General features: G+C 75.0%; 23 protein-coding genes. 13 read left to right on the forward strand and 10 right to left on the reverse strand.

Going from position 1 to position 25,877, the window contains the following annotated elements; genetic code table 11:
• The first annotated feature begins 234 nt into the window (after window positions 1-234).
• The 7 genes from ACLQ20_RS02180 (at window position 235) to ACLQ20_RS02210 (ending at window position 8,432) form a co-directional block, all read left to right on the forward strand.
• Window positions 235-693 (forward strand): BlaI/MecI/CopY family transcriptional regulator, encoded by a 459-nt coding sequence (locus ACLQ20_RS02180; protein WP_358115398.1) that lies wholly within the window; start codon window positions 235-237, stop codon window positions 691-693.
• 10 nt (window positions 694-703) lie between these two features.
• Complete coding sequence (locus ACLQ20_RS02185; RefSeq protein WP_358115395.1) at window positions 704-1,609, forward strand: M56 family metallopeptidase; 906 nt, start codon at window positions 704-706, stop codon at window positions 1,607-1,609.
• Between the two features lie 268 nt (window positions 1,610-1,877).
• Window positions 1,878-3,128 (forward strand): cytochrome ubiquinol oxidase subunit I, encoded by a 1,251-nt coding sequence (locus ACLQ20_RS02190; RefSeq protein WP_425853974.1) that lies wholly within the window; start codon window positions 1,878-1,880, stop codon window positions 3,126-3,128.
• A gap of 10 nt (window positions 3,129-3,138) precedes the next feature.
• Window positions 3,139-4,146: a cytochrome d ubiquinol oxidase subunit II gene (locus ACLQ20_RS02195; protein WP_425853975.1), complete on the forward strand. Its 1,008-nt coding sequence runs from the start codon at window positions 3,139-3,141 to the stop codon at window positions 4,144-4,146.
• Window positions 4,143-5,819, forward strand: a complete 1,677-nt coding sequence (cydD, locus tag ACLQ20_RS02200) for a thiol reductant ABC exporter subunit CydD (protein WP_425853976.1) — start codon at window positions 4,143-4,145, stop codon at window positions 5,817-5,819. Before ACLQ20_RS02195 ends, cydD begins: the two co-directional genes overlap by 4 nt.
• Window positions 5,816-7,684 carry a thiol reductant ABC exporter subunit CydC gene (gene cydC / locus ACLQ20_RS02205; protein WP_425853977.1) on the forward strand — a complete coding sequence of 623 codons (1,869 nt, stop codon included), beginning with the start codon at window positions 5,816-5,818 and terminating at the stop codon, window positions 7,682-7,684. Before cydD ends, cydC begins: the two co-directional genes overlap by 4 nt.
• Before the next feature lie 91 nt (window positions 7,685-7,775).
• Window positions 7,776-8,432: a permease prefix domain 1-containing protein gene (locus ACLQ20_RS02210; protein WP_425853978.1), complete on the forward strand. Its 657-nt coding sequence runs from the start codon at window positions 7,776-7,778 to the stop codon at window positions 8,430-8,432.
• 104 nt (window positions 8,433-8,536) lie between these two features.
• Here the strand turns inward: ACLQ20_RS02210 and ACLQ20_RS02215 are convergent, their stop codons facing one another.
• Window positions 8,537-8,878, reverse strand: coding sequence for a PadR family transcriptional regulator (locus ACLQ20_RS02215; protein WP_151457501.1), 342 nt, complete (start codon window positions 8,876-8,878; stop codon window positions 8,537-8,539).
• Window positions 8,879-8,959: 81 nt separating this feature from the next.
• Here ACLQ20_RS02215 and ACLQ20_RS02220 point away from each other — a divergent pair, with 81 nt between their 5' ends.
• From ACLQ20_RS02220 to ACLQ20_RS02230, 3 genes are all read left to right on the forward strand, one after another.
• Complete coding sequence (locus ACLQ20_RS02220) at window positions 8,960-9,943, forward strand: DNA primase (RefSeq protein ID WP_370519015.1); 984 nt, start codon at window positions 8,960-8,962, stop codon at window positions 9,941-9,943.
• Between the two features lie 40 nt (window positions 9,944-9,983).
• Window positions 9,984-12,644 (forward strand): transposase, encoded by a 2,661-nt coding sequence (locus ACLQ20_RS02225; RefSeq protein ID WP_425853979.1) that lies wholly within the window; start codon window positions 9,984-9,986, stop codon window positions 12,642-12,644.
• Window positions 12,645-12,773: 129 nt separating this feature from the next.
• Complete coding sequence (locus tag ACLQ20_RS02230; protein WP_425853980.1) at window positions 12,774-13,997, forward strand: ABC transporter substrate-binding protein; 1,224 nt, start codon at window positions 12,774-12,776, stop codon at window positions 13,995-13,997.
• 75 nt (window positions 13,998-14,072) lie between these two features.
• On the opposite strand, the gene ACLQ20_RS02235 is transcribed toward ACLQ20_RS02230, so the two are convergent.
• From ACLQ20_RS02235 to ACLQ20_RS02250, 4 genes are all read right to left on the reverse strand, one after another.
• Window positions 14,073-14,666, reverse strand: coding sequence for a GTP-binding protein (locus ACLQ20_RS02235; protein WP_132231432.1), 594 nt, complete (start codon window positions 14,664-14,666; stop codon window positions 14,073-14,075).
• Window position 14,667: 1 nt separating this feature from the next.
• Window positions 14,668-15,045, reverse strand: coding sequence for a DUF742 domain-containing protein (locus ACLQ20_RS02240; protein WP_151454479.1), 378 nt, complete (start codon window positions 15,043-15,045; stop codon window positions 14,668-14,670).
• A 98-nt stretch (window positions 15,046-15,143) separates the two neighbouring features.
• Window positions 15,144-15,548, reverse strand: a complete 405-nt coding sequence (locus ACLQ20_RS02245; RefSeq protein ID WP_007455462.1) for a roadblock/LC7 domain-containing protein — start codon at window positions 15,546-15,548, stop codon at window positions 15,144-15,146.
• On the reverse strand, window positions 15,545-19,093 hold the full coding sequence (locus ACLQ20_RS02250; protein WP_425853981.1) for a nitrate- and nitrite sensing domain-containing protein: 3,549 nt from the start codon (window positions 19,091-19,093) through the stop codon (window positions 15,545-15,547). The genes ACLQ20_RS02245 and ACLQ20_RS02250 overlap by 4 nt, the downstream gene beginning before the upstream one ends.
• Before the next feature lie 460 nt (window positions 19,094-19,553).
• On the opposite strand from ACLQ20_RS02250, the gene ACLQ20_RS02255 reads away from it, so the two are divergent.
• On the forward strand, window positions 19,554-19,892 hold the full coding sequence (locus tag ACLQ20_RS02255) for a hypothetical protein (RefSeq protein ID WP_311413734.1): 339 nt from the start codon (window positions 19,554-19,556) through the stop codon (window positions 19,890-19,892).
• A gap of 32 nt (window positions 19,893-19,924) precedes the next feature.
• Here ACLQ20_RS02255 and ACLQ20_RS02260 read toward each other — a convergent pair whose 3' ends face one another.
• Window positions 19,925-21,004, reverse strand: coding sequence for an adenosine deaminase (locus ACLQ20_RS02260; protein WP_132231438.1), 1,080 nt, complete (start codon window positions 21,002-21,004; stop codon window positions 19,925-19,927).
• Between the two features lie 56 nt (window positions 21,005-21,060).
• Window positions 21,061-21,474, reverse strand: a complete 414-nt coding sequence (locus ACLQ20_RS02265) for a PPOX class F420-dependent oxidoreductase (RefSeq protein ID WP_327030454.1) — start codon at window positions 21,472-21,474, stop codon at window positions 21,061-21,063.
• Between the two features lie 127 nt (window positions 21,475-21,601).
• On the opposite strand from ACLQ20_RS02265, the gene ACLQ20_RS02270 reads away from it, so the two are divergent.
• Both ACLQ20_RS02270 and ACLQ20_RS02275 read left to right on the forward strand, forming a co-directional pair.
• Window positions 21,602-22,066 carry a MarR family winged helix-turn-helix transcriptional regulator gene (locus ACLQ20_RS02270; RefSeq protein WP_151454472.1) on the forward strand — a complete coding sequence of 155 codons (465 nt, stop codon included), beginning with the start codon at window positions 21,602-21,604 and terminating at the stop codon, window positions 22,064-22,066.
• A gap of 4 nt (window positions 22,067-22,070) precedes the next feature.
• Entirely contained in the window at window positions 22,071-22,949 is an 879-nt protein-coding gene (locus ACLQ20_RS02275; protein WP_425853982.1) for a putative RNA methyltransferase, read from the forward strand.
• An 8-nt stretch (window positions 22,950-22,957) separates the two neighbouring features.
• Here the strand turns inward: ACLQ20_RS02275 and ACLQ20_RS02280 are convergent, their stop codons facing one another.
• The 3 genes from ACLQ20_RS02280 to ACLQ20_RS02290 all read right to left on the reverse strand — a co-directional run bounded on the left by ACLQ20_RS02280 (window position 22,958) and on the right by ACLQ20_RS02290 (window position 25,867).
• Entirely contained in the window at window positions 22,958-23,638 is a 681-nt protein-coding gene (locus ACLQ20_RS02280; protein WP_132231450.1) for a DUF4272 domain-containing protein, read from the reverse strand.
• A gap of 110 nt (window positions 23,639-23,748) precedes the next feature.
• Window positions 23,749-25,029: a thymidine phosphorylase gene (locus ACLQ20_RS02285; RefSeq protein ID WP_327030452.1), complete on the reverse strand. Its 1,281-nt coding sequence runs from the start codon at window positions 25,027-25,029 to the stop codon at window positions 23,749-23,751.
• A gap of 136 nt (window positions 25,030-25,165) precedes the next feature.
• Window positions 25,166-25,867, reverse strand: a complete 702-nt coding sequence (locus ACLQ20_RS02290) for a cytidine deaminase (protein ID WP_151454468.1) — start codon at window positions 25,865-25,867, stop codon at window positions 25,166-25,168.
• Window positions 25,868-25,877 lie beyond the last annotated feature (10 nt).

Here is a 25,877-nt window from a genome sequence, read left to right on the forward strand (position 1 = left end):
CAGGCTTGATCCCTGCGCGGGCGGGGCTCCCCGGAAAACCGTTCGTGGACAGGTTCGTGGGAGAGCTCGGCTCAGGTGTGCTGCCTCGGGTGGGGTTCGGCTCTGGGTGCTGCCTCGGGAGGAGTCGGCTCTGGGGTGCTGCGTCGGGTGGGGTGAGCGCTCGGGGTGCTGCCTTGGTGGGGTGGTCGGGTGTGCGGGGCGGGGCGGGTCTACTACGGGGGGTAGGATTGCGGCGTGACTCGGCTTGGTGATCTCGAACGTGCGGTGATGGACGTCTTGTGGGACTCGGTCCCGGGCACGTCGGACGGGATCACCGTGCGCGAGGTGGCCGACGCGCTGGACGGCCGGGAGCTGGCGTACACGACGGTGATGACCGTGCTGGACCGGCTCGCCGGCAAGGGCATGGTGCAGCGCGAGCGGGAGGGGCGGGCCTGGCGATACCGGGCCGCCGCCAGCCGCGAGGCGTACATCGCCCAGCTCATGCTCGACGCCCTCGACCTCGGCGGCAGCCGGGACGCCGCGCTGGTGCGCTTCGCCCGCTCGGTGACCGGCACCGAGGCCGAGGTGCTGCGCGCCGCCCTCGGGGCCGAGGCCGAAGGGGCCGGGCACGGTGGGGACGCGCTGACCGACCGGGTCGAGGCGCCGTCGGTCGACGGCCAACCGCCCCGGGCCGACAGGGCAGCGGACAGGTAGGGCGGCGGTCGTGGCGTACGCCCTGCACTTCGCCGCGTCGATGCTGGCCTGCTGGCTGACCGCGCAGGTGCTGTCCCGCTCCACCTGGACGTGGCGCAGTCCCCGGGTCGCGATCGTCTGCTGGCAGGCGGTCGGGCTGGCCCTCGGGCTCTCCGCCATGGGTGTGCCGATGGCGCTGGGCCTGTCCGCCTACGACCGCCCGACCGGCAGCGCGCTGGTCGCCCTCGCCACCGACCTCGCCCACGGCACCCTGCCCGTCGGGCTGGGCGCGCCGCACCTGGCCGCCGTCGGGGTGGGCTTCGGCATCGGCGCGGTGCTGCTGACGACGACCGTCCGCAGCATCCACGGCACCGTACGCGCCCAGCGCCGGCACCGGGACCTGCTCGCCCTGGTCGCCCGCCGGGACCCGACGGTGCCCGGGGCGCTGGTGCTGGACCATCCGAGCGCGGCGGCGTACTGCCTGCCCGGGATGAAGCCCCGGGTGGTGGTCAGCGCGGGCACGCTCGACCTGCTGGACAGCGCCGAGTTGGCGGCCGTGCTCGCCCACGAGCGGGCGCACGCCCAGGAACGGCACGACCTGGTGCTGCTGCCGTTCACCGCGCTCAGCCGGGCGCTGCCCTGGTTCGCCTGGGTCCGCGAGGCGCACGACCGGGTCGCCCTGCTGGTCGAGATGCGGGCCGACGACAAGGCCCGGGAGGCGCACGCCGACGCCCCGCTGGCCGGTGCGCTGCGCCGGTTCGCCGCGGCCGGCAACCGGGTGACTCCGGCCGGCACGCTCGGCCTGGGCGACCGGGACCTCGACGTCCGGGTGCAGCGGCTCCTGGTCGCCGACCGGCCGCCCCGGCTGCTCGGGGCCGCCGCGCTGACCGTGGCGACCAACGTGGCCGCCCTGCCGGTCTCCCTCTTCCTGAACTGACCGGGCGGGCGTCCGCCCCGTCCGCTCCGGCCCACCCGGGGACCGTCGGCGTGCGCTCCGCGCACGGTGGAGTTACCGCCGCGTGGATCGCCGCCGGACATGCTGGGACGGGACCGCCCGCGTACGCGAACCGCCCGGCGCCCCACCCTCCCCCACGGCTACTACAAATCGTCGTAGCATCGTCTACGACGGGCCATAGTAGTTATGCGTAGGGAATCTACGTGTAGGCTCGCTACGACAAGTGAGCCAACCGTACGGAGAGCCGGCCATGGACACCCTGCTCCTCGCCCGCCTGCAGTTCGCGACCACCACCTCGATCCACTTCCTCTTCGTGGCGGTGACCCTCGGCCTCGTGACCCTGCTGGTCGGTCTCCAGACCGCCTGGGTGATCACCAACAAGCCGGTCTACGAACGGCTGACCCGCTACTGGGGCCAGCTCTACGTGATCAACTACGTGCTCGGCATCGCCACCGGCATCGTGATGGAGTTCCAGTTCGGGCTGAACTGGAGCGGACTGTCGCGCTACGTCGGCAACGTCTTCGGCGCGCCGCTGGCCATCGAGACGCTTGTCGCGTTCTTCCTGGAGTCGACGTTCCTCGGCATGTGGATCTTCGGCTGGCACCGGCTGCGTCGGGGCGTCCACCTCGCCCTGCTCTGGGGCGTCGCGATCACCGCGTACGCCTCGGCGTTCTGGATCATGGTGGCGAACTCCTGGTTGCAGAACCCGGTCGGCTACGAGGTACGCGACGGGGTCGCGCACCTCACCGACTTCTCCGCGCTGCTGGACAACCCCACCTTCCGCGTGGCCTTCGGGCACGTCGTCACGGCGGCGCTGCTCGTCGGCGGAATGCTGATGGCGGCGGTCAGCGCGTGGCACCTGGTCCGGCGCACCGACGACTTCGCCCTGCACCGCAAGGGGCTACGCATCGGCCTGATCACCTCGGCGGTGGCGATCTTCTTCGTGCAGGGCTTCGGCTTCGCCCAGTTCTTCGCGATCAGCGACGTGCAGCCCACCAAGTTCGGCGACGACGCCGCCGCCGCGCCGCTGATCGCCGACTGGACCGCCCGGTTCGGCCCCGGCGACTACACCCCGCCGGCCCTCGCCGACGTCGGCCTCGGTTTCATGATCCTGATCGGTTTCACCCTCGGCCTGCTCTGGCTGATGCTCCCGCTGCTCTGGCGGGACTGGGTGATCCGGCTGCGCGTCCCGCTGTGGATCCTCCAGTTCGCCCTGCCGCTGCCGTTCGTCGCGATGATCCTCGGCTGGATCGCCCGCGAGGTCGGCCGCCAGCCCTGGGCCGCGTACGGGCTCCTGCCCGTGGACCAGGCGGTGTCGCCGGTCAGCCCCTGGCTGATGCTCACCTCGCTGATCGGCTTCAGCCTGCTGCTCGGCGCGCTCGCCGTCACGAACTGGGTGCTGCTGGCCCGGCACGCCGCCCGGGGCGCGCACGACCCGGCCCTGGGCCGGCAACCGGACCAGCCGCCGGCCGACCCCCACCCCGAGCCCGCCTTCGCCTGAGGAGACGACCGTGGAACTCGCCTGGTACGCCCTGCTCGGGCTCTTCTTCGCCGTCTACCTGGTGCTCGGCGGCTACGACTACGGCGTCGGCCTGCTGCTCGCCCGGGGCACCGACCCTGCCCGCCGCCGCGCCGCGCTCAACGCGGTCGGCCCGTTCTTCCTCGGCAACGAGGTCTGGCTGGTGGCCGCCGTCGGCATCCTGTTCGGCGCCTTCCCCGTGTTGGAGGGGGAACTGCTCTCCGGCTTCTACCCGGCGGTGCTCGCCGCGTTGACCGGGGTCATCCTGGTGACCGCCGGCGTGCAGCTGCGCAGCCGCCCCGACGGGCAGCGGGCCCGCGCCTGGTGGGACCGGATCGTGGTCGTCGGCAGCGTGCTCGCCGCGCTCGGCTGGGGCGCCGTGCTGGCCGGGCTGCTCCAGGGCGTACCGCTGCGCGCCGACGGCCACGTCGCCGGGGTGACCCACCTCTTCACCCCGTTCGTGGCCGCCGCCGGGCTCGCCGTCGTCGCGCTGGTCGCGCTGCACGGTGCGACCTTCCTCACGCTCCGGCTGCCCGCCGCCGACGCCGCGCCGGTCGGGCGACTGGCCGCCCGGCTCGTCCCGGTGGCGCTCACCACCGTCGGCGCGGCCACCGTCCTCGGCCTGCTCTCCGCCGACGTACGCGCCGCCGCACGGCAGCCGGTGGTGGGCGTACTGCTGCTGTCGTTGCTGGTCGCGGCGCTGCTGACGGCCCGGGCGGCGCTCGCCCGGCGGCGGCCGGGGCTGGCCTTCGCCGCCACCTGCGCGTCGCTGGCGCTGCCGGTGGCCCTGGCCGGCGCGACCATCTGGCCCTACGCGCTCGTCTCCACGGTCGACCCGGGCGCGTCACTGACCGTGGCCGACGCGGCGGCGAGCACCCCCACGCTGCGGCTGCTGAGCTGGGTGACGCTGCCGCTCCTGCCGGCCCTACTAGGCTTTCAGGCGATGTGCTGGTGGGTGTTCCGGGGACGGACCGACGGCAGGGCACCGGTGTACTGGTGAACCGCCGTCCCTTCGACCCGCGTCTGCTGCGCCGGGTCCCGGGGGCCCGGCGCGACCTCGCCGTGCTCGCGCTGCTCGGCGTGCTGGCCGCGGGGCTGGTCGTCGCGCAGGCCACGGCGCTGGCCGCGCTGCTGGCGACCGCGTTCGAAGGGCGGCTCGACCGGCCCGCGCTGGCCGGCTTCGCCACCGCGGTGGCCGCCCGCTCGCTGCTGGTCTGGGCGCAGGGCACGGTGTCGGCGCGGGTCGCGGCGACGGTCAAGGCGACGCTGCGGGCCGACCTGCTCGGGGCGGTCGGGCGGCACGGCCCCGGCTGGGTCGCGGGACAGCGCGCCGGGCAGCTCGCCACGCTGACCGGGCGCGGGCTGGACGCGCTCGACGCGTACTTCACCGGCTACCTGCCGCAGCTGGTGCTCAGCGTCACCGTGCCGGTCGCCGTACTGGCCCGGATCTTCCTCGCCGACTGGAGCTCGGCGCTGATCATCGCGGTCACCCTGCCACTGATCCCGATCTTCGGCGCGCTGCTCGGCTGGCAGGCGCAGGCCGCCACCGAGCGGCAGTGGCGGCGGCTCTCCCTGCTCGGCGGGCACTTCCTCGACATGGTCGCCGGCCTGCCCACCCTGCGCGCGTTCGGCCGGGCCCGGGCGCAGACCGACGTGGTCCGCCGGATGGCCGACGGCCACCGGGTCGCGACCATGAAGACGCTGCGGATCGCGTTCCTGTCCGCCCTGGTGCTGGAGCTGGTGGCCACCCTCTCGGTGGCGCTGGTCGCCGTGCCGGTCGGCGTGCGGCTGCTCGGCGGCGGGCTGACCCTCCAGACCGCGCTGCTGGTGCTGCTGCTCACCCCGGAGGCGTACCTCCCGCTGCGGGCCGCCGGCGCCCGGTTCCACGCCAGCATGGAGGGGCTCACCGCGCTGGACGAGGCGCTGACCCTGTCGGCCGCCGCCCCCGCGCCGGCGCGCGGCGCGGGCGCGGCCGTCCCCGACGGCCGCGGCGAGATCCGGTTCGAGGCGGTGACCGTGGCGTACGAGCGGACCACCGCCCTGCGCGACGTCACGTTGACCATCCGGCCGGGCGAGCGCGTCGCCGTGATCGGCCCCAGCGGCGCCGGCAAGAGCACGCTGCTCGGCCTGCTGCTCGGCTTCGTCACCCCGACCGCCGGCCGGGTCACCGTGGGCGGGGTCGACCTGGCCGACGCCGATGCCGACGGCTGGCGCCGCCAGGTGGCCTGGGTGCCGCAGCGGGCCCACCTCTTCGCCGCCCCGCTGGCCGACAACATCCGGCTCGGCGCGCCGGACACCCCGGACGCCGCGCTCGCCACGGCGGTCCACGACGCCGCCCTGGACGACGTGGTCGCCGGGCTGCCCGACGGGCTCGCCACCGTCCTCGGCGAACGCGGGCACGGCCTCTCCAGCGGGCAGCGGCAACGGGTCGCGCTGGCCCGCGCGTTCCTGCGGGACGCGCCCGTGGTGCTGCTCGACGAGCCGACCGCCCGGCTGGACACCGCCGCCGAGGCCGTCGTCCTCGACGCCACCCGCCGGCTGGTGGCCGGGCGGACGGCGCTGCTGGTGGCGCACCGGCCGGCGCTGCTCGCCGACGCGGACCGGATCCTGCGCATCGAGGACGGCCGGGTCACCGAGCTGACGCCGACGGCGGCCGGGGAGGCCACCCGATGACCGACGACCGTCCTCCCGCCGACGCCCGACCCACCCACGCGCCCGGTGCCGCCGCCGACGCCCGACCCGGCACGCAGAGCACCCACGCCCCCGGGGACGCTGCCGACGCCCGGACCGGGCCGGGGCGGGCCGGCTCCGCCGAGCGGGCCGTGCTGCGGCTGGCCCGGCCGTACCTGAACCGGCTGCTCGGCGCGGGGCTGCTCGCCGCCGCCACCGAGTTCGCCGGCCTCGCCCTGATGGCCACCGCGACCTGGCTGCTGATGAGCGCCGCCGGCCAGCCCCCGCTGGACCGCCTCACCGTGGCGATCGTGGCGGTCCGGGCGCTGGCGATCAGCCGGGGCGTGCTCCGCTACACCGAACGGCTCGCCGGGCACGACGCCGTGCTGCGGCTGATCACCGACGTCCGGGCCCGGGTCTTCGGCACCCTCGCCGCCCGCCCGACGGCCCGGCAGCGCTCCGGCGACGCGCTGAGCCGCCTCGTCTCCGACGTGGAGGCCGTCCAGGACCTGCTGCTGCGGGTGCTGGTGCCGGCCTCGGCGGCGGCGCTGGTCAGCGTGCTCGCGGTCGGCGGGGCGGCGCTCATGTCGCCGGCCGCCGCCGGGGTGCTCGCGGTCGGGCTGCTGGTCGCCGGGGTGGCGCTGCCCGCACTGGCCACCGCGCTGACCCGGCGCGCCGCCGCCGAGCTGGCGCCGCTGCGCGGCGCCCTCGCCACCGACGCGGTCGACCTCACCCACGGCGCCGCCGACCTGGCCGCGTTCGGCGGCACCGGGCACGCGCTGGAGGCGGCCGGGGCACGGGCCCGGCGGCTGGCCCGGTTGGAGCGGCGGCTCGCCGCCACGGGCTTCGCGGTCGACGCGGCGGGGGTGCTCGTGGCCGGGCTGACCGCCGGCGCGGTGGTGCTCGCCGCACTCGCCGACGACGCGGACGGGGTGCTGGTCGGCGTCCTGGCGGTCGGCACGCTCGCCGCCGTGGAGATCGCGCTGGCGCTGGTCGGGGCCGCCCGGCAGTGGACCCAGCTGCGGACCGGCCTGACCCGGGTCGCCGCCCTGCTGGGCGCCCCGGCCGGTCCGGCCACCTCCGACGGCGCCGAGGTCGGCCCCGGGCCGTACGACGTCCGGTTCGAGGAGGTCACCGTCCGGTACCGGGAGGGCGCCCCGCCCGCCCTGGACGGGTTCAGCCTGGACCTGCCGCCCGGTCGCCGGGTCGCGGTGGTCGGGCCCAGCGGCGCCGGCAAGAGCACGTTGGCCGCCGTCCTCACCGGCGCGGTGCGCCCCGCGCACGGCCGGGTCACCCTCGACGGGCGCGGGCTGTCGGCGTACCGGGCCGAGGACCTGCCCCGCGCCGTCGGCGGACTGCTCGCCGAGGCGTACGTCTTCCACGCCTCCGTGCGGGAGAACCTACTGCTCGGGCGGCCCTCCGCCGGCGAGGAGGAGCTGGCGGCGGCGACCGCGGCGGCCGGCCTGCTGGACTGGGTGCGCGAGCAGCCCGACGGCTGGGACACCGTGGTCGGCGAGGAGGGTGGCCAGCTCTCCGGCGGCCAGCGGCAGCGGCTCGCGCTGGCGCGGGCGCTGCTCGCGGCGCCGGGTGTGCTGGTGCTCGACGAGCCGACCGAGGGGCTCGATCCCGCCGCCGCCGACGCGGTGCTCGCCTCCGCGCTGGCGGCCACCCCGGCCGGGCACTCCGTGCTGCTGATCAGTCACCGGCTCAGCGGGCTCGCCGAGCTGGACGAGATCGTGGTGCTGGACGCCGGGCGGGTGGCCCAGCGCGGCCGGCACGCCGAACTGGTCGCCGCTCCGGGCTGGTACCGGGACCAGTGGCTGATCCAGGAGGCGGCCGAACGCGGGTACCTGGCGCTGCGCCCCTGACCTCCGCCCGGCCCGACCGCCCGTCGGCTCCGGGTCGGGCCAGGGTTTGTCCCCGACGACGTCCGGCGGCGACCCGTGACAGGGTGGGGCCATGCGGGGCGAGGACGACGCGACGACGGTGGAGGAACGGCTGCGGGAGCTGGGCGCGCACCTGCGGGGGCCGCGCCGGCTCAAGTCCGACCTGCTGACCGAGGCACGGCACGGGCTGCTGGACGCCGTCGACGCGTACCGGGCGGACGGGCTGCCGGCGACGGAGGCGCAGCACCGGGCGGTGGCCGATTTCGGCTCGCCGGCGCAACTCGCCCCGGCCTACCAGGCGGAGCTGGCGGCGGGCGCGCTGCGCGGGCTGTCGCTGCGGGTCATCGCGCTCGCCACTGTCGCGTTCGTCGCCGGCGACCTCACCTGGCAGGGGTCGAGCTGGGGCGGCTCCCCGCCGCCGGCCGCCTACCAGCTGCTGTCGGCGTCGGTGGGCTGGATCTGGGCGGCGGCGTTCGCGCTGGCCGCGACAGGGCTGCTGCGGGCCGGCCGGGCGGCGCTGCGCGGCGGCGCCGACCGGGCGGTGGGGGCGGCCCTCGTCGGGGTCCTCGCCCTCGGCGTACTGACCGGCTCGGCACTCTTCGCGTGGTCGATCGGCCTCTGGGACGACGCGCTCACCTGGCCGCCCATGATCATCGGCGCGGCGGTGGCCGCCGCCGGCTACCTCTGGCTCGGCCGGGCCGCCCGCACCTGGCTGCTCGCGGCCCGCTGATCCGGCCACGGATCGGGCGCCTCGCCCGGGTCGAGGGCTGCCGCCCGTCCCGCACGACGGAGGACGGACGAGGGACACCGGCCTGTCGCGCTGGCCGGTGCCCGTCAGGCCGGCGCCGCCGGCGGGGTGTCGGTGTCGAGGAACCGGCCGACGGTGGAGCGGAACTCGCGCCACCCGGACCGCTCGCCGGCCAGCGCCCGCCGGCCCTCGTCGGTGAGTTGGTACGTCCGCCGTTCCCGCCCGTTGACGGTGCTCCAGGTGCTGGCCACGTGGCCGGCCCGCTCCAGCCGGCGCAGCGCGGGATAGATGGTGCCGGTCGGCAGGTCGAGCTGCCCGTCGCTGCGGTTGCGCAGCGCCTCGATGATCGCGTAGCCGTGCAGCGGGCCCTGCTCGAGCACCGCGAGCAGCAGCGCGTCGAGGTGTCCGTGCAGCGCCTGGGCCTTCATGCGTAGCAACGCTACTTGTCGGCCGCCCGCTCCGCCACCGGGGTGCGGGCACCGGTCTCCCGGAGACGCCCACTAGGGTATGTGCCCAGAGTCACTCGCCGGCGGCGGACGCCGGCGGGCAACCCGAAGCACACGGAGGTCAGCGTGGCCCGCCAGTCGCCCCAACGGCCCGACGCCGACGAGCCCGAGCTCGACGACGCCGACGCCCCGGCCGAGTCCGGCACCGCAACCGTCTCGGCCGAGGCCGCCCGCGCCCTCTGGGACGAGCTGCGGATCGACCCGGTGGAGATCGCGCTGCCCGCCGGCACGGGCTACACCCTGCGGGCCTACCGGCCGGCGCGGGAGCTGACCCCGACCGACGTCACCGAGCGCGACCAGGACGACCCGTTCCTGGCCCGCCGCCAGGTCACGGAGGAGGACGAGGAGGACGACGACGAGGCCGTCGTCATCCTCGACGAGGAGGTCGCCCAGGAGTTCGCCGAGAGCGACGACGAGGAGGCCAAGGGCCGCCGCCGCGACGCGACCGACGACGAGGACGCCGAGACCGCCGCCGAGGACGACGAGGACGAGGCGGGCGACGAGGAGGTGCCGGTCTTCCTCACCCACCGTGGGAAGCTGCTGCTCTTCAAGACGCCCGAGTCGCTGGTCAGCTTCATCCGCTCCGGGGCGCCGAACGACCTGTCTCAACTGGACAGCTGGAATGAACTGTCCGAACGGGTGGAGCCGGCCGACATCGCGCCGCTCGACGAGGACGTCTACGAGCTCGACCTGGTGGTGGAGAACCTCCGCGGCGGGCACGACACCTGGGACTGGACGCTGCTCATCGAGGCCGGTGAGGTGGCCCGCGACCTGGCGTACGCGCTGCGGCTGCCCGCGGTGCTGGACATGCTCTCCGCCGGCTCCAGCCTCGACGACCTGGACGAGGCGCTGCGCGCCTCGGTCGACGGCGGTGTGGGCGGGTTCTTCGGTCGGCGCCGGCTGAGGAAAATCGGGGCACAAACCGCAAGTCTGGGTTGGCGCACCATTGTCGGGAAGATCTCTGCGACGGTGGACTGGCGCGACTGACCCTTTACGGGGAGCATCAGTCTCTGGCAGTGAAAGCCTTGTGTCCCGGGAGGAGGACGACGCCGTGGCGCTCGTGCGCGTGTACTGCGGTCTGGCCTCGGCGGATCCGGCCGACCGACCGGTCTCGGCCGGTTCGACGCTGACGTCCGCTGTGGTCGACGACGCAGGCCGTCTGCTGCATGTCTGCGAGATCGGTGACGACCCCGCTGGCTACGCCCAGCTGGTCGCGCTGCTCGTGGAGCGGTCGGGCGGGCCGAGCGGTGCGGCCATCGCCGCCGACAGCGACGACCACACGGTCACCTCGCTGCTCAGCGCCGCCGGGCGTCCACTGGCGATCGCCGACGACGACTCCGTCGACGACTTCGCCGAGCGCTTCGCTGACGACGACTCCCTGGAGGAGATGCAGTCGCCCCCGGCCGAGCGGCGCGCCGTCGGCCTGGCCCGCGCCCTGCAGGCCGGCGCCCTCTCCGCCGTCACCCTCCCGGCCCCCCGGGACCTCGCCGGCTACAAGCAGGTCCTCGCCGCGCACGCCGCCCTGGCCAGCGGCCGGCACTCCGCCGCCGTCGCGCTGCGGGAGGTGCTCCGCGAGCTCTACCCGGCCGCGTTGCGGGCGTACCCGGACCCGGCCGAGCCGGTCTCGCTGGCCGTGCTGGACGCCCTGCCCGAGCCCGGCATGCTGAGCGGCACCGTGGGCCACGGCGACGACGCCCCGGCCCCCGCCGAGGCGGTCACGGCGCGGCTCGCCGCCGACGGGGTCGCCGACGCCGACGAGCTCACCTCAGCGGTGACCGCCCTGCGGGTGGCCATCAGCGAGACGCCCCGACGCGCCACCGTCAACCGCGCCCTCACCTCCGCCGTGGCGGAGACCGTGCGGCAGGCGGTCGCCTCCGTCCGGGCCTGCGACGCCGGCTGCCAGGCGCTGGTGGGCGCGCTCAACGACCGGGTCGGCACGCCCGCCACCCCGGCCCCCGGCCGCCGCGCCGCGATCCGGCACGGCGAACCGCTCGGCGACGCACCCGGCCTCGCCCCCACCGGCGGCGCTCTGCCCGGCCTCACCCCCGCCGGCAACGGCCTGCGTGCCCTCCGGCCCGCCGAGCCCGAGCCCGCCCCGGGCGGTGGCCGCCGCAGCCGGCCCGAGCCCGCCTCCGGCCCGACGCCGCCCCCGGCCCCCCGGCCGCTCGGCCCGCCGCCGGTCGCACCGGCCCCCGTCAGCCCGCCGCCGGTCGCGCCGACGCCGGTGACGCCGGCAGCGGTCGCCGGTCCCCCGGTCTCCGCGCCCCCCACACGCCCCGGGTCGCTGCCGAGCCGAATCGACGGCCCGACCAACCGCCCGGTGTCCGCGCCGCCACCTCCGCCGCCGGGCATCACCCCCATCGCTCCGGCGCAGCGGGGCACGGTGCCGCCGGCCGAGGCGGGAGAGCCGTTCCGCCCCACCCTGACCACGGCGGCGATCCAGAGCGCCCGCGCGGAGCGCCAGCGCACCGTGATCCCGCCCCGCCCGAAGACCAACGGCGAGCCGGCCACGCCCACGGGTGGCTTCAGCGCCACCGACCTGAGCGTTCCCGTGCCCACGCCACGCCCCGGCCAGGAACCCACGGCCGACCGGGCGGAGTCCGCTCCCCCCGGGTCCCGGGCGAACTGGCCGCTGGTCAACAACCCGGAGGACCCGGCCGACAGTTCCGCCAAGAACCCGGTCGTCGGCTCCTACGGCGACCGCGACGGGCGCGGCGTCGACGCCCCGACCGATCCGGGGGCGGAGCGCCGGGTCACCCCGCCCTGGCTGGCCGACGACCTGCCCCAGGAGCCTCCGGTGCTGCGGCTGGTCGAGCCGCCGCCGCTGGCGGACCGCGCGCTGCGCGGCGGAACGGGCCCGGCCGCCGACGCCCAGCCCGAGACGCCCCCGCTGCGGCTGGTCGACCGCGAGGAGGCCGCCCGTAATGGCCGGCCCGCCCCCCGCGAGGAGCGACCGCCGACCGAGTACCGGCCGGCACCCCGTGACGAGCGACCGGCCGCCGACTACCGACCGGCACTCCGGGACGAGCGGCCTGCCCTCCGGGACGAGCGGCCTGCCCTCCGCGACGAGCGACCGGCCCTCCGCGACGAGCGACCGGCACCCCGCGACGAGCGACCGGCACCCCGCGACGAGCGAACGGCACCCCGTGACGAGCGACCGGCGGCCGAGTACCGGCCGGCACTCCGCGACGAGCGACCGGCGGCCGACTACCGCCCGGCGCCCCCGATGGAGCGCCGCCCGCCGCCCGTGTCCGACGAGGGCGACGGCGACCTGCTGATCTTCGCCCAGGCCAAGTCCGCCTGGTTCGTGGGGCACGACGACGAGTCCGACATGGAATGGTCGACCACGGCCGACACCGGCTGGCAGGCGGCCGAGCAGGCCGCCCGCCCGGCGGTCGGTGCCGAGACCTCGGCAGGGCTGCCGAAGCGGGTCCCCCAGGCCAACCTCGTCCCCGGCTCACCGCTGCGGGACGAGCGACCCCTGCGGATCGTCCGCGACGCGGCGAGCCTCGCCGAGAACACCACCGGCTACTTCCGCGGCTGGCGCCGTGGACAGGAGATCGGCGGGTTCGCGGTCGGCGGCCGACCCGGCCGGGAGGCCGCTGGCGGCTGGGACTTCACCCGCGACACGGGCGACCGCGACGACGACCGGGAATACGAGTACCGCTCCGCCGGCTACCGTTCCTGACCGCCGGGAAACCGCCTCCCACCTGCGTGTTCCTGCCCACACCCGGATAATTTGACGCCATGTCGCGGCGGCCGGGAGCATACCGGCGGAACAGCCGGCGGCAGGGGTCGCCGGGTGGGAAGGCGACTCATGGCGACATCGGCGAACGGCCCCTCCGTGTTCACCCGTCGGGGCCTGCTGGCCGCGACGGCCGGCACGCTCCTGCTCGGCGCCTGCGGGCGCGGCGAGGCGGGCGAGGGTGGTCGCGCCACGGCCGTCGCACCGGGCGGTCAGGAGCTGCTGGTCGGGGTCAGCCTGGAGCTGACCGGTCCCGGCGCCGCGCTCGGCGTCCTCCAGCAGCGGGCGCTGGAGATCACCCTCGAATCGCTCAACGCCAAGGGCGTGCCGATCGGCAACCTCCGCCGCGCCGTACGGCTGGAGGTGCGGGACAATGCCGGCGACCCCGCGCTGGCGGCCCGGCAGGCCACCGCACTGGCCCGCGAGGGCGGCGTACACGCCCTGGTCGGCGGCACCATGGCCGAGACCTCGATGGCCCTGGCCGGGGTGGCGCAGAAGGAGCGGGTGCCGTTCCTCTCACTCGCCTTCGGCGACGGGATCGTGCTGCCGCTGGCGCAGCGGACGTACGTCTTCAAGATGACCCCGGACGCCGGCGACATGGCCCGACGGCTCGCCCGGCTCATCGTCTCGCAGCGGCTCTCCCGGGTGGCGCTGCTGGCCGCGGACGGCCTGCACGGCGACTCCGGCGTACGGGCCATGACAGGCGCCCTGCGGACGGCGGGGGTGGCGCTGAGCACCGCCACCCGGCTGCCCCGCACCGGCACGGACCTCCGCCGGGCGGCCCGCGCGGCGACGGGCTCGCGCCCCGACGGGGTGGTGGTGTGGGCGACCGCACCGGACTCGGCCGCCGCGGTCGGGGCGCTGCGCCGGACCGGCTACGACGGGCCGGTGTTCCTCGACGCGGGCGGGGTCGCCGAGCAGACCCTGGAGGGCGGGAACGCGGCCCTCCTGGAGGGCGCGTACGCCGTCCACCCGACCTCGCTGGGCGGGGCGATGCTCGCCAACACCACCATGTCGGCGCTGGACCGCAAGGAGTTCGTCTACCGCTACGTCCAGCTGCACGGCGGGTTCAGCGGCTTCGCCCCGTACGCGTCCGACGCGGTGCAGTTGATCGCCGACGCGGCGCGGCTGTCCACCAGCGTCGACCGTGGACGGATCCGGGCGTTCCTGCAGAACCAGGTCACCGAGGGGATGGCGGGGATGTACTCCTTCACCCCCATCCGGCACGGCGGCATGGACCAGGGCTCACTGGGCGTCTACACCGTCAGCGCGGGTGCCTGGACGCGGGTGTCCTGACCCTGCGCCACCCTGGTGCGGGCAGCGACGAGCGCCCGGTGGCGGCCGAGGCCGTCACCGGGCGCGTCGCAGCGATCAGGCCGGCGCCACGGCGCGCGAGCGCCGCATGGTCAGCACGTACTCGACCAGCGAGATCAGCACGTGCTTCGTCGACTCCCGGTTACGGGCGTCGCAGGCCACCACCGGCACGTCGCCGGGGATCGCGAGCGCGTCCCGGACGTCCTGCGGGTCGTGGTACTGCATCCCGTCGAAGCAGTTGATGGCCACCAGGTACGGCAGCCGCCGGTGCTCGAAGAAGTCGATCGCCGCGAAGCAGTCGGCCAGCCGGCGGGTGTCCACCAGCACGACCGCGCCGATCGCGCCGCGGACCAACTCGTCCCACATGAACCAGAACCGGGTCTGCCCCGGCGTACCGAACAGGTACAGGATCAGGTCACGGTCGATCGAGATGCGGCCGAAGTCCATCGCCACCGTGGTCGTCGTCTTGCCCGGCACCTGCCGGGTGTCGTCGACGCCCACGCCGGCGGAGGTCATGATGGCCTCGGTCGTCAGCGGCGTGATCTCCGAGACCGAGCCGACCAGCGTCGTCTTGCCGACGCCGAATCCACCGGCGATAACGATCTTCGCCGACGTCACGCGCCCACTCGGGGTCGGCGGGCGGTGCGACATGTCAGAGCCTGCGAAGTCCACTCAGCACCCTCTCCAGCAGTTCAGTGCCCACCGCGTCGTCCGAGTCGTCCAGAATGGTCGGCTCGTGGACCGCGACCAGGCCGTCCGTCGCCATGTCGGCGATGAGCACCCGTGCCACACCGAGCGGGAGCTGCAGCCGCGCCGCGATCTCGGCGAGCGACTGCACACGTCCATCACACAGCGCAGCGATGTACTGGTGCTCGCGGCCCTGAGCGCCGTTGCCATTGGCAGCGGCGCGGCCGCGCACCGTCGTCTCGACGAGCGCCTCCAGCGCGATGTCGAGGCGGGGGCGGGTACGACCACGGGTAACGGCGTATGGACGGACCAACGCTCCGGTCGGCTCGTCACGATCGACCATGTCGCCGCTCACCTCCCTCGCACCCGGCACCGGCTCCGGATGGAGCCGTCGTCGTCGTTGTCGTTGTCACCCCGCCGACCTCACGGGTCAACGTGTCGTCAGCCCAGCATTCCCGCAGCCGCGCGTGGCTGCGGGGTCAACGCGTCGCCCACCCGGTCGACCAGCAGGGCCATCTCGTAGCCCACCTGTCCCACGTCGCTGCTGCGGGCGGCGAGCACCGCGAACGACGATCCGTCCGAGATGGACATCAGGAACAGGAAGCCATTGTCCATCTCCACCACTGTCTGCAGCACCGCGCCTCCCTCGAAGCAGCGGGCCGCGCCCTGGGTGAGGCTGACCAGGCCGGACGCGATCGCGGCAAGCTGATCGGCCCGGTCCCGCGGGAGGTCCCGTGACGACGCGAGGAGCAGTCCGTCCGCGGAGACGGCGACCGCGTGCGCGACACCGGGTACCCGGTCGGCGAAGTTGGCCAGCAGCCAACCGAGATCCTGCGTAGTTGTCATCGTTCTTGCTCCTTCTGCCCGCTCCCGGCCATTGGGCCTGAGCCAGACTGCGAGGATTGCTGCCCTCCCGGAGTCGCCTCCGGGCTGGTCGGGTTGCTGTCCGACGGGTTCGTACGCCCCCGCTGCACGCCCCGATGGTAGGCCGAAAGCAGGCCTCGGACAGCCTCCGGCGTACGCCGCTGCACCGAGGTGGTGGGCTTCTCCACCGCGCCGGGCACCAGCTGCGCCATCGGGGTGCGCTTGGGGAGACCGGTCGAGGTGGTCGCCGCGACGGGCACTTCGGTCGCCGCCGAGGCGGCGCGCCACCCGTCGTCGGCCGCGGTCTGCCAACCCCCGGTCTGTTGCGAGGACCGGCGGTGACCGAAGCTGTCGGCGACGCCGGGGCGGGCACCCCCGTTGGTCGTCGGTCCGTTCTCGCGCGGCGCTCCTCCGGCCGCCGGGGTGTCTGCCATCGGTGCGTTACCTGTCGTCCCGGGTGGTGTCGGCTGCACGGCCCGACCGCCGGCGTCGACCCTGGCGAACTGCTGGGTCGGTGCACCGTTGGTCGGCGTCTTCTCGGCGGCCGGCGCCGCCTCCTCCGGCCCCGGGCGGCGGGTACGGAACCAGGCCGACTCGAGCTCCCGGAAGATCGGCAGCTCCATCGTCTCGTCCGCGTACCGCTGCGGGGTCTGGGCTGGCGGCGTGGTCGGTCGCGCCTGCGGGACGGCCGGTGCCGACCGCTCCGCCGGCGCGGGAGCCTGGGCCGCCGGGGTCGGCGCGCCGGAGCGCGGCACCCGCGGCAGTTCGGTCGTCATGTCCAGCGCGGCGGCCAGCCGCTCGGGCACCGGCGGGGTCGCCACGTCCCGGTCCGCACCGGCGACCGGCGGCCAGGCCGGCGGCGCCGGCGTGCTCGGACCCGGCATGCCGGGGGCCGGGCGCTGCGGCAGCGGGCCGGTCGACGGCGGCGAGTACGGCGGGCCGGAGTACGGCGCGGCCGAGACCGGCGGTCCCGAGTACGGGTGGCCGGAGACGGGTGACGCCGAGACCGGCATGCCGGAGACCGGCGGGCTGGACACCGGCGGCGCGGAGTAGGGAACCGGCGGGGTCGACACCGGCGGGCCCGCGTAGGGCACGGGCGGCGCGGAGACCGGCGGGACGGAGTACGGCCGGGCCTCGGGGCTGCTGGGCAGCTGCCGGGGAACGGCCTGCTGCTGGCCCGTGGTGTCCTGGTCGTCGGTCAACCGGCGCTGCGGCAGCGGGTCGATCGGCTCGCCGTTCGACGTGCGCGGCCGGTAGGCCTCGCCGCCGTTGAAGCCGCTGGCGCCGGTCAGGTCCGACCAGGCCGGCATGGACCGCGTCGAGCCGGCCGAGGCCGGGGTGCCGGCCCCGTTGCGCGGCGCCGGGTCGAACGGCCGGCCGCCCAGGGTGACCTGGTTGCCGGACTCGCCGGGGCGCTGCGTGGGCATCGGGTTGGCCGGGCCGTTGCCGAGCGCCGGCAGCGCGCCGAAGGCGGGGGCCGGGCCGTGCGACTGCGGGCCGGGCGCCGGCAGTGCGGGCGACGACTGCGGGCGGCCGGAGAGCGCCCGGGGCACGAGCACCGAGGTCGGCATGACCACCTCGGCGACGGTCCCCCGGTCGGTACCCGGACGCAGCTCGACCTTGACGCCGTGGCGGGACGCCAGCCGGGCGACCACGACCAGGCCCATCATCCGCGAGACGGCCACGTCGACCTGCGGCGGCGTGGCGAGCCGCTCGTTGAGGTCGTGGAGCTGGTCGGGGCTGATCCCGATGCCCCGGTCCTCCACGTAGAGCGACGCGCGGTCGCCGACGCGCCGGGCCTCCACCATGACGTGCGAGTCCGGCGGCGAGAAGGCGGTGGCGTTGTCGAACAGCTCGGCGACCAGGTGGACCAGGTCGTTGACGGCGTGCGCCGCGACCTCGATGTCCCGGTCGATCACCCCGAACTCGATCCGGGTGTAGTGCTCGACCTCGGACTGGGCCGCCCGGAGCACGTCGATCAGCGCGGCCGGCTGCCGCTGCACGCGGGTGGAGTCGGCGCCGGCGAGCACCAGGAGGTTCTCGTCGTTACGGCGCATCCGGGTGGCCAGGTGGTCGAGCTGGAACAGCTCGGCCAGCCGGTCCGGGTCCTCCTCGCCGCGCTCCAGCCGGTCGAGGTGACCGATCAGGCGGTCGACCAGGATCTGCGAGCGGCGGGCCAGGTTGACGAACATCGTCGCGACGGACGCGCGCAGCGCGGCCTGCTCGGCGGCGGTGCGGACGGCCTCCAGGTGGACCGCGTTGAACGCCTCGGTCACCTGGCCGAACTCGTCCTTGCTGCGCACCGGCAGCGGCTCTGCGATCTGGTTGGCGAGCTGCACCGGGGAGAGCTGACCGGTCACCTTGGGGTCGCGCAGCCGGGCCACGGCCTGGGGCAGGCCGTACTGGGCGATGGAGAGGGCGCCCTGACGCAGGTCGCGCAGGGAGCGGGCCATCGAGCGGGCGACCAGGTAGGCGAAGAGGATCGCCAGGAGCAGCATGCTGAGCAGCAGGCCGGTCTCCAGGAACACCTGGCGCTGTACGTCGGAGCGGAGGTTCTCGGCGCCCGCGACGACCTCGCGGTCGATCTTCGTCTCGACCGTGCGGATCAGCTTGGCGTTGGCCACCATCGCCGCGTCCCACTGGTCGGCGTCGAACGGGGCGCCGGTCAGGCTGTCGGCGGTGGTGATGCCGTTGAGCCAGCTGTTGTAGGTGTTCGCCTCGCGCAGGTCGGGGCCGGCGACCACCTGGGCGTAGTACTCCTGCTCGGGCTGGCTGGCCACCACCTGGAAGCTCTGCAGCCACTGGCTGGAGCCGGTGCTGGTGGCGATGTACTCGTTGCGCAGGTTCGGGGTGAGCCGCTGCTGGATGAATGCCCGGTGCACCACGTCGCGGCGGCGGGAGAGGAACTCCTTGTTCCGGGCGGTGGCGGTCGACGCGCGCATCTTGTCGCTGAGCTCGTTGTCGCCGGCGAGCTGGGTGGCCGAGTCGCGGATGCTGATCAGGTCGTCGATCAGGCCGTCGTAGGCCTGCATGGCCGGGACGAGCCCGAGCTTGCCGTTGAAGACCTGGCTGCGGGTGCCGGGCAGGTCGGTCAGGGTCTGGTCGATCTCGCCCAGCAGGCCGTCGAGGTTGGCCGGAAGGTCCTCGACCTCGGCCCGCTGCTGGGAGTACGACTTCTTGGCCTCGTCGACCTCGGCGTTGGCCCGCTCGTACGCCTGCTTGTAGCGAGCGTTGTCCTGGCCGCGCGGGACGCCCAGCAGGCGCAGCGCGTTGGTCCGCTCGTCCTGGAGGGTGTCGACCAGGTCGCCCGAGTAGCCGACGAGGTTGGCCAGGTCGCCGGCCCGGTTGGCGTTGTTGAGGGTCTCCAGGTGGTCGACCAGACCGCTGGTGCCCACGACCACCGTGGCGATGGTCGGCACGATCATGATGAGACCGAGCTTGGACCAGATCGGCATGTCGCGGAACCGACCGGCCGGCCGGCGCAGACGCGACAGGAAGGAGCCCGCCGGCTTTGGCCGTTTGCTCACGTCACCGCCCTCGCGATTTCTGGATCCGCGTTGCCCCTGGACAAGGACCAGCGGCCGACCCTGCGGGCCGGACCATCCGAGATTCCATCACGCTACCTGCGAAAGAGAAAGCCCAGGTTGGCCGCAGCCAGCGGTGTGATGAGATGTTGATGCAATTTGATAGCAATCCGTCTGGCCGGAGTCACTGAAGGTAATGAAGCAGCCCCATCGCGTTGTCCTGCTCGCCGGTCCATCCGGGTCCGGAAAGTCGTACATAGCGCAGCGAACCGGTCTTCCGGTGCTCTGTCTGGACGACTTCTACAAGGACGGTGACGACCCTACGTTGCCGCGACGAAACGGCCTGGTGGATTGGGAGTCCCCGCGCTCCTGGGACGCCGCAGCGGCCGTGGAGACGATTGCCCGACTGGCCAGGGAGGGCAAGGCCGATGTGCCGGTTTATGCGATCGGTGCGGACCGTCGGGTGTCCACCCGGCCATTCGAGGTCGCCGGTTCGCCACTTTTCGTGGCCGAAGGGATCTTCGCGGCCGAGATCGTCGAGGAGTGCCGCCGGAGAGGGGTCCTGGCCGGGGCGTACGCCCTGCGGCGCCCCCGGGGGGCGACCTTCGTCCGCCGGCTGGCGCGCGACCTCGCCGAGCAGCGCAAGGCGCCCGGGGTGCTGGTGCGCCGCGGCCTGGCGCTGCTGCGCGCCGAGCCGGCGGTGCTGCGGCGGCAGACCGGCCTGGGTGCCGAGGCGGCCCGGGCGGGCGAGGTGCTGCGCGCGGTGGCCGGCCTGCTCGCCGGCCACCCGCACCGCACCTGACCGGACCGCCGGAACGCGGCGGCCCGCCGTGGTCAGCCCAGCAGCTTGCCGTACGCGGGCTTGATCACCTCGTCGATGATCTTCAGCCGCTCGTCGAACGGGATGAAGGCGCTCTTCATGGCGTTGATGGTGAACCACTGGAGCTCCTTCCAGCCGTAGCCGAAGGCGTCCACCAGCAGGGCCATCTCCCGGGACATCGACGTGCCGCTCATCAGCCGGTTGTCGGTGTTCACCGTCGCCCGGAACCGCAGGTCCCGTAGCAGCCCGATCGGGTGCTCGGCGATCGAGGGGGCGGCGCCGGTCTGCACGTTCGAGGACGGGCACAGCTCCAGCGGGATCCGCTTGTCCCGCACGTACGCGGCCAGCCGGCCGAGCACCGGCTCCGGGCCGGGCGTGATGTCGTCCACGATCCGCACCCCGTGGCCGAGCCGGTCCGCCCCGCACCACTGGATCGCCTGCCAGATCGACGGCAGGCCGAACGCCTCGCCGGCGTGGATGGTGAAGTGGAAGTTCTCCCGCTGGAGGTACTCGAAGGCGTCCAGGTGCCGGGTGGGCGGGAAGCCCGCCTCGGCACCGGCGATGTCGAAGCCGACCACCCCGGCGTCCCGGTGCCGGACGGCCAGCTCGGCGATCTCCTGCGACCGGGCGGCGTGCCGCATCGCGGTGAGCAGCGTGCCGACCCGGATCTGCCGGCCCTCCTCGGCGGCCAGCGCGGTGCCCTCGACGAAGCCGGCCAGCACCGCCTCGACCACCTCGTCCAGGGTGAGGTCCCGCTCCAGGTGCTGCTCCGGGGCGAACCGCACCTCGGCGTAGACCACCCCGTCGGCGGCCAGGTCCTGGGCGCACTCCCGGGCCACCCGACGCAGCGCCGACGCGGTCTGCATGACGGCGACGGTGTGCGCGAACGTCTCGAGGTAGCGCTCCAGGGAGCCGGAGTCGGCCGCCTCGACGAACCAGCGGCCGAGCGCCTCGGGGTCGGTGGTGGGCAGTTCGTGCCCCACCTCGGCGGCCAGTTCGACGATCGTCGCCGGCCGCAGGCCGCCGTCGAGGTGATCGTGCAGCAGCGCCTTCGGGACCTTGACGATGTCCTCGTAACGGATTGTCGCGACCATGCTCAGACCCTAGTCGGCCGCACGGGAAGCGGCCGACGGGACCGGCCGGGATCCGGTCAGGGACGCCAGCCGTACAGCCGCTCGACGGCGAGCCGGAGCACCAGCCGGCCGTCGGCGACCATCGCCGCCCGGTAGTCCGCCCAGTCGGGGTGCTCGCCGCGGATGCGCCGGTAGACCTCGACCAGCTCCTCGACGGTGGCGTCACCGGCCGCCGCCGCGGGCGGGGTGAGCGTGACCACGCCCTCCGCGACCGCGTAGGCCCCGCCGTCGGCGGTGGTGACGTGCAGGCTGGCCCGCGGGTCGCGGCGCAGGTTGCGCACCTTGGCCCGGCCGTCGGTGGTGGAGCATCGGATCAGGCCGGGCTCGGCGAGGAAGTCGAGGTTGGACAGCTGGGGCCGGCCGTCGCGGCGCAGGGTCACCAGCACGCCCCGGCCGCGCTCGCCGAACAGCTCCCACAGCCGGGCGGTCACGCCGTCACCCGCAGCGGGGCGAGGGCGGCGGTGAGTCGGGCCAGCCGGCCCGGCAATCTGGTTGACATGTCACTCACCGTAGGAGGCAGGTTGATGACATGTCAACCAGATAGCTAGGATGATCGGCATGGCACAACCACGCTGGCTGGACGAGCGCGAGCAGAACGCCTGGCGGGGCTACCGGCGGATGCGCCGCCTGCTCGACCTGGAGCTGGCCCGCGAGCTGATGCGCGACGCCGGGCTCTCCGAGCCCGACTACGACGTGCTCTCCGACCTCTCGGAGACACCCGACCAGCGGCTGCGGCTCAGCGAGCTGGCCGACCGGATGCTCTGGTCGCGCAGCCGGCTCTCCCACCACCTCACCCGGATGCAGCAGCGCGGCCTCGTCACCCGCGAGGAGTGCGCCTCGGACGGGCGCGGCGCCGTCGTCGTACTCACCGCCGAGGGCCGGCGCGCCATCGAGGCCGCCGCCCCCGGTCACGTGGCGGCCGTCCGTCGACACCTCATCGACCTGCTGACCCCCGACGAGGTCGCCGCGCTGGACGCGCTCACCCACCGGGTGGTCGACCACCTCACCCGACCCGGAGAATGAGCCGGTGGACCCCCGCATCGTGGACCGGCTCCGCTGCCCGGTCTGCGCCGAGCCGCTGACCGAGGTCGCCACCGGCGGCGCCCGTGCGCTGCGCTGCCCGCGCCGGCACAGCTTCGACGTGGCTCGCCAGGGCTACGTCAACCTGCTCGCCGGCCGCGCCCCGCACGCCGGGGACACCGCCGAGATGGTGGCCGCCCGCGCCGACTTCCTCGCCGCCGGCCACTACGACCTCGTCTCGGCCGCCCTCGCCGCCGCCGCGACCCAGGCCGTACGGCACGTCGCCGAGGCGCGCGCCGACGGGGCGTACCCCCTGGTGGTGGACGCCGGGGCGGGGACCGGCCGGCACCTCGCGGCGGTGCTGGCGGCGCTGCCGGACGCGGCGGGTCTCGCCCTGGACGTGTCGAAGCCGGCGCTGCGCCGGGCCGCCCGGGCGCACCCGCGCGCGGCGGCGGCGCTCGCCGACACCTGGCAGCGACTCCCCCTGGCCGACGCCGGCGCGGCCGTGCTGCTGAACGTCTTCGCGCCGCGCAACGGCGCGGAGTTCCACCGGGTCCTCGACCCGGCCGGCGCCCTGCTGGTGGTCACGCCGGCCGAGGACCACCTCACCGAGCTGGTCGGCGCCCTCGGCCTGCTGCGGGTGGACCCGGCCAAGGCGGACCGGGTCGCCGAGAGCCTGGGCGGGCACTTCACCCCGGCGGCGTCCACCCTGCACCGGCGGGAGCTGGCGCTGACCGGCCCGGAGGTCGCGACGCTGGTCGGGATGGGCCCCAGCGCCTGGCACACCGACCCGGCCGGGCTCGCCGCCCGGGTCGCCGCCCTCGCCGAGCCGGTCCGGGTGACCGTCGCGGTACGCCTGACCGTCTGGCGCCCCGCACCGCGCTGAACGCCGGGTCAGGTGGAGAGGTCGACCTCTTCCCAGCCGGGGGGCTCGTCGTGGTACGGCCCGCGCAGCATCACCGCCCACTCCAGGGCCCACCGGCGCTGACCGATGGCGTTCGCGTCCACCAGCCCCGGCGGCGTACGGCCGGCCCGTTCCGTCTCCAGGTAGGCCCAGTCCAGGCAGTAGTGCAGGTCCAGCAGGGCGGCCGCGTCGGCGGGGTGCTGCGGGGCGGTGAGGATCCGGGCCCGCCAGTGGCCGAAGGTCTCCCCGTCGTGGATGTGCGGCATCCGCTCCACCAGCCGCTCGTCGACCGGCAGCGTCGGGTCGAGCTGCTTGGTCAGGCCGAGCACCCAGGCCAGCGCGAAGAGCGCGTCGTGGTGCAGCACGAACGACCGGTGGTCGCCCTTGCCTCCGGTCACGAACTGGAACTCCGGCGGCGTGACCATCTCGACCAGGTGCGAGGCGAGCAGCCAGCTCATCGCCGACTGCGGCGGCATCCCGAAGCAGCGGGCCAGGATCAGGTGCAGCACCGCGATGCGGGCCTCGATCTCCACGGTGGGACGGAGCTCGATCTGGTCGCCGGGCTCCCACACGAGCGGGAACTGGGCGGGCGGCAGCGGGAGGCCCAGCCGGGACAGCTCGTCCAGGCTCGCCTCACGCACCTCCCGTGGATCGGGGGCAGGTACGGTCACGGCGAAATTTCCTGTCTGCTCGCGACGACTCGGCGCCGGTTGTCCCCCCTGGCCAGGGAGGATAGCGGTCCGAGCGGGCCGGCACCATGCCGCCCCGGTGACCGCCGCGCTCAGCCGATCCGCTCGATGACCAGCGGCGTCGCGGCGGGTGCGGTCGGCGCGATCCGTACCGCCCGCGCGGCGTCCTCCCGGGCCGCCGGGATCCGGGCGGCGTCCTCCGCCCGCAGTTCGAAGAGGACGTCGCCCGCCCGCACCGGGTCGCCCGGACGCCGATGCAGCACGACCCCCGCCGGCACGCTGACCGGGTCCTCCTTGCGGGCCCGCCCGGCGCCGAGCCGCCAGGCCGCCACCCCCATGTCGTACGCGTCGATCGCCGCGACGAAGCCGTCCGTGTCCGCGCGGACCATCTCGACCTCGTTCGCGGTCGGCATCGGGGCGTCCGGGTCGCCGCCCTGGGCGCGGATCATCGCCCGCCAGGAGTCCATCGCCCGGCCGTCACGCAGGGCCGCCGCCGGGTCGACGTCCGGCAGCCCGGCCGCGTCGAGCATCTCGCGGGCCAGCGCCAGGGTCAGCTCGACCACGTCGGCGGGACCGCCCCCGGCGAGCACCTCGACGGACTCGGTCACCTCGACGGCGTTGCCGATGGCCAGGCCCAGCGGGGTGGACATCTCGGTGAGCAGGGCGACGGTCCGTACGCCGTGCGCGCCACCCAGCTCCACCATCGTCCGGGCCAGCTCGCGGGCCTGCTCGACGGACTTCATAAACGCGCCGGAGCCGACCTTCACGTCGAGCACCAGCGCGCCGGTGCCCTCGGCGATCTTCTTGCTCATGATCGAGCTGGCGATCAGCGGGATGGCCTCGACGGTCCCGGTCACGTCGCGCAGCGCGTACAGCTTGCGGTCGGCGGGCGCGAGCCCCGCGCCGGCCGCGCAGATCGCCGCGCCGACGTCCCGGAGCTGGGCGGTGAACTCGTCGTTGCCCAGCGCCGCCCGCCAGCCCGGGATCGACTCCAGCTTGTCCAGCGTGCCGCCGGTGTGCCCGAGGCCCCGGCCGCTGAGCTGCGGCACGGCGGCACCGCAGGCCGCGACCAGCGGGGTGAGCGGCAGGGTGATCTTGTCGCCGACGCCGCCGGTGGAGTGCTTGTCGACGGTCGGCCGGTCGACGGCGGAGAGGTCGAGCCGCTCCCCGCTGGCGATCATCGCGGCGGTCCACCGGGCGATCTCCGGCCCGGTCATGCCGCGCAGCAGGATCGCCATGGCCAGCGCCGACATCTGCTCGTCGGCGACCACCCCCCGGGTGTACGCGTCCACCACCCAGTCGATCTGCGCGTCGGAGAGCACACCCCCGTCCCGCTTGACCCGGATGACGTCAACCGCCGTGAAAGCACTCATCAGAAAAGATCTTCCTAGTCGTATGCAGATACCGGCACGCGGACCGCGACCACCGAGGGCTCAGGCCGACCGTGCCCGGCGGAGGGATCAAGCCTGACCGCCCGGAGCCGGGCACGGTCGGCCCGAGCCCCAAAGCTCAACCCCAGCGGACCGGGATCTCCATCGGCGGCTCACCCTCGCCGGCCCAGAAGATCGCCCCCGAGGCGTCCACAACCACCACCCGGGGCGTACGGGCGAGGCCCCAGGCGATCGCCTCAGCCGGCTCGTCCCAGCTCGGGCCCTCCTCCAGCACGCCGGTCTCGGCGCCGTCGTCGTCGCCCGCGGACCGCTCCCAGTAGCCGGTCCAGACCTGCTGGCCGGCGGAGAGGTCGGGGTGCACGAAGACCGTGCCGCGCCCGCGCCAGGCGGCCAGCCGCTCCGGCACCACGGGCACCGGGGCTTCCCCCGTCACGGCCTCCAGGTCGGTCACGTCGAAGGCGTGCGGCAGCAGCTCGGCCATCCGCAGCGGCCCGCCCCTCGCCTCGATGAGGCACTCCGGGCCGCCCTGCTCCCAGAGCAGCTGGCGGCACCGGCCGCACGGCATCAGCGGCTCGCCGGTGGCGTCGACGCAGGACAGGGCCACGATCCGGCCGCCGCCGGTGGCGTGCAGCGAGGAGACCACGCCGCACTCGGCGCAGAGCACCACGCCGTACGCGGCGTTCTCCACGTTGCAGCCGACCACCACCCGGCCGTCGTCGACAAGCGCGGCCGCCCCGACCGGGAACTTCGAGTACGGCACGTACGCGTGCCGCATCACCTCGGTGGCGGCGGCCCGCAGCCGCTCCCAGTCGATCTCCATGTGGTACTCC

The sequence above is a fragment of the Micromonospora sp. DT46 genome, from assembly GCF_049841735.1.
GTDB lineage: Bacteria > Actinomycetota > Actinomycetes > Mycobacteriales > Micromonosporaceae > Micromonospora > Micromonospora reichwaldensis.